Here is a 3709-nt window from a genome sequence, read left to right on the forward strand (position 1 = left end):
TAGGCAATCAGTATGGTTCTTAAAATGGCCATTACAATCGCGGTGGTGAATACAATATCCAATACGATATTTGCGTAATAAAAAAAGCTGATAAAGAAATAATCCGTAGAACCCACTATGCCCTTACTGGCCAGAGATGAGGCCAGAGGCATCACTTCGGCTTTCTTTTTCCCCATCAGTTCGCCAACAGAAACGAAAGTATATCCCTTTTTTTTGTAGAAATCGATTATTTTTGGAAGCGCATCAACCGTGGCCTGCCGGTTTCCGCCCGCATCATGAAGTAAAAGTATATTCCCGTTGTCATACTGTTTAACCACTTCATTAAAAATCTGGTCGGAAGTTTTACCGGGTTGCCAATCCTGGGGATCGATAAACTCGCCAATATTTACGTAATTTTCCCTGCGGCTTTGCGCAACGGGGAGAATCTCGGAGATGTTTTGGGGTTCTGCATCAGCATTAAACGGAGCCCTGAACAATATTGTGCTATGTCCGGTTACGCACTCTATTAATCTTCGGGTAGCATTAAGTTCAAAACTTACCCGCTCGGGACCAATTGTAGACATATCAGGGTGAAAAAAAGTGTGGTTGCCAATTTCATAACCTTCATTATATTGCCTGCGAAGCAGTTCCATGTTTTTTTCGGCCATTAGACCCACAACAAAAAAGCACCCAGGTACTTTATTTTTGGCTAAAATATCCATCACCTGTGGCGTGTATACCGGATCGGGACCATCATCGAAGGTCAGCGCAATTTTTTTATCGGCTTCACCAAATCTTTTAATCACGTACTGGCTTGGCAGTCGAAGGTAATCTTCTGATAGAATAGATCGGTCTATGCGGTCTATGGTAAACCGGACAGAACCGGGAGCTGGGGTATCAATCAAATCCAGTATCTCACCATCGCCGATATAGGCAATGCCATTCATTACAGGTTTAGCAAGTCTACGCAAATCAAAGGGGGTTTTCTTCATCGACTCCAGACTCAGGTTGGTATTAATGAAAGTCCAGATGCGCTTATCTTCAGAACCTAAACGCCAGAGTGCAATCCCGGCTACGCCCCAGTCGTCTGCTTTTCGGATGAGGTTATAATAAGTGGCGGCATCAGTAAAATATACGCTATGGCGGATTCCATTGGCATCATTGTAGCGGTAATTAAGATTGGCAGACTCGGGATCAAAATACACCTTTGATTTGTTGGCATTCGCTGTAATAATAGCCTCTTCGTAGGTTACACTGCTACCTACACTGTTTTCGGGCCAATCGTAACCATAGCAAGCCAGGGCCAATATCACCTTTTTCGGGTCGATGAGCTCGCATATATTATCCAACTTTTCCTCAACCCATTCCTGATGGGCAATATCTCCTGCATTGCTCTGTTCGGTATGCTGATCATAAGCCATTAATATGAGGTAGTCATTGTATTTGGCTAATTCTTTGGCATTATAATCATCATTTTCAGGAGAGATATCCTGGGTAACCATTAAACCACTTTTATGAAACTGCCCATATAGGCGGTCCATGAAGGTTAAAAATAAGGAAGGCTGCTCCAAGTTTAGTTCTTCAAAATCAATATTGATTCCAGAAAATCCATTTTTGGTGACCAGTGCTTTAAGTTCGGTGATAAATTTTTGCTGGCTCGTTTCATTAGAGAGCATCTTTCGCACAACATCACCATCCCAATGGTCGGTATTATAATTGGAAACCATCGCAAGCGATTTTTTGCCAGCCCGGTGAATAATGTTCAGTGCTGCAGTATCTATCTGTGCAAATATGGAATCAGGCCTGATGAAAAAAGATTCCGTGGCAACCATGTCCAGATGACTGATATTTTTGCGTAAATCTGCCAGGGAATTGCTTTTACTGGCTGCCCAGCTCACATAAAAGGCAAGATTCAGGCGTTTATCATCGGTATGGACGAGTGCCCTGGAATCCTTATCTTTTCGAATTTGCTCGAGCATACTTTTTTGAATTTTAAAATCGCGGTATTGCTGAGATTTTTTAAGTCTGGACAGTGCTTTTCCGGTTAAGGGTGCATTAGAATGAAAATAAGGCAGGGCGGGTGATTGTATAGAAGAAATGGTATAAACAACACAGCCCAGTGCAATTATAAGTGCGATAATAAGGCTTCTGCTGGTCCAAATAAAAGTTAACCATCTGCTTTTTGTATTGCTTTGGAAGATTTGCTTAGACTCCATAATCGCTTGTTTACCTGATAAATATGCTAATAAAAATAATTTTTTAAAAGCTTTTTTCTACTTTGAACTGAACTAAAGGTGTAATTTTAGGATTGAATTAATCCAACAATTAATGTCAGGAAATTTCCGTCACGCAACCCTAACAGCCGGCTGAGCCAGGTTTTCAAAAACATAATCCCTTACCCTTAATCATTAATCAAGATTAAAAATAGTACTGTATATGTGAATTTTTAATGAAGCAAAGAGTAGATTGACCTAGCCATTAACTAATATTAGGGTTTATAGAGGCGTATAAATGGAATGCCGGGATAAGATATTTATGGCTTAAATTCAAGCCGGGCTAGGTGAAACACGAACACAAGGGACCTGTTCAATTTTTTAAAAGTACCATTATGGCATTGACAAGGAATTTTTTACCCCCCCCGTTAAGAAGATTTTTAACCAATTAAAGTTCCAAAAAATTTATTCCTCAATTAATTTTAAATTCAAAGTGTTATACTGGCCCTGGTTCGCATTGACGCTTATTTGATAAGCATAACGGCCTTTACTTAGCGGTTTCTCCCCAACGAAATCAATTGGCTGAATGGTGTACCTCCGCCCATCAATCTCAAGTTTAACAAATGCATATCTGTAAGCCTCGCTAAATTTTTTATATCCTGTCTGTTTTCCGGAATCCAAATCGCCAAAACTTACTTCACCCGTTCCGGTGTTGACAATCACATTTTTAAAGTTATGTTGACTGCTGTTCGATAATCGAATTTCAGGGCCAGACTGCTCATTATGCCTCTCTTTTGAACAACCGACTATCATATTGATAGCGAAAATTAAAATTAGGATTCTTTTCATTGCTTTAGTTGCAAAAGTACAAGCATTTATTTTAACTATTTGACTATCAAAATACTATTTTTTTTGAATTGAAAGAACAAAAACGGATGGAATTGTCCAGTTCATTACTGACACCAGCTATTACTTGTGGGTAACATTGGATGAGTTTCGTTCTGTTAGTTACGTTTGGAATAAGCATAGGCTGTGTTTAGTCAGCTCACCATATGCGTACGCGGTCATTTGTTGGCAAATAAAGTTTATTTTTTGGATCGACAGAAAAGGCCTTGTACCACGCATCGATATTTCTAACAACACCGTTTACGCGATACTCTGCTGGCGCATGGTAGTCGCGGAGTGTTAAACGATATGCTTCAGGTGTATACAATGTCCGGCAAGCTTGAGCCAGGGAAAGGAAATACCGCTGGTCTCCAGTATATCCATCCAAAACAGATGAATTTCCTTTGTCTTTAAGATAGAGCTGGTAGGCATCGTAGGCTACAATTGCTCCTGTCAGATCACCGATATTTTCGCCTAATGTCTGTTTTCCATCAACGTGAAGGCCATCAATTGGCGAAAAGGAATTGTATTGTTCAACTAATTGGGCAGTACGCGTCTGGAATGCTGTTCGGGTATTTGTCGTCCACCAATCCCGTAATTTTCCATTACCATCAAACTTTGAGCCTTCATCA

3 protein-coding genes are annotated in these 3709 nt (G+C 40.3%); all 3 read right to left on the reverse strand.

The window, feature by feature from the left end:
* Positions 1-2195: polysaccharide deacetylase family protein (locus R2Q16_RS20325; RefSeq protein WP_316739910.1), on the reverse strand; the 2195-nt coding region annotated here is incomplete at its 3' end.
* A 462-nt stretch (positions 2196-2657) separates the two neighbouring features.
* The gene (locus tag R2Q16_RS20330; RefSeq protein WP_316739911.1) at positions 2658-3041 is read right to left on the reverse strand and encodes a hypothetical protein; all 384 of its coding nucleotides are present in this window, start codon (positions 3039-3041) and stop codon (positions 2658-2660) included.
* 196 nt (positions 3042-3237) lie between these two features.
* On the reverse strand, positions 3238-3709 hold a 472-nt coding region (locus R2Q16_RS20335), incomplete at its 5' end, for a M13-type metalloendopeptidase (protein WP_316739913.1).

It is taken from the genome of Pedobacter aquatilis, assembly GCF_032678425.1.
Lineage (GTDB): Bacteria > Bacteroidota > Bacteroidia > Sphingobacteriales > Sphingobacteriaceae > Pedobacter > Pedobacter aquatilis_B.

Excerpts from the sequence above, each read along its gene's own strand:
- R2Q16_RS20330 (WP_316739911.1), bottom strand. The coding sequence starts at position 3,041 with ATGAAAAGAATCCTAATTTTAATTTTCGCTATCAATATGATAGTCGGT.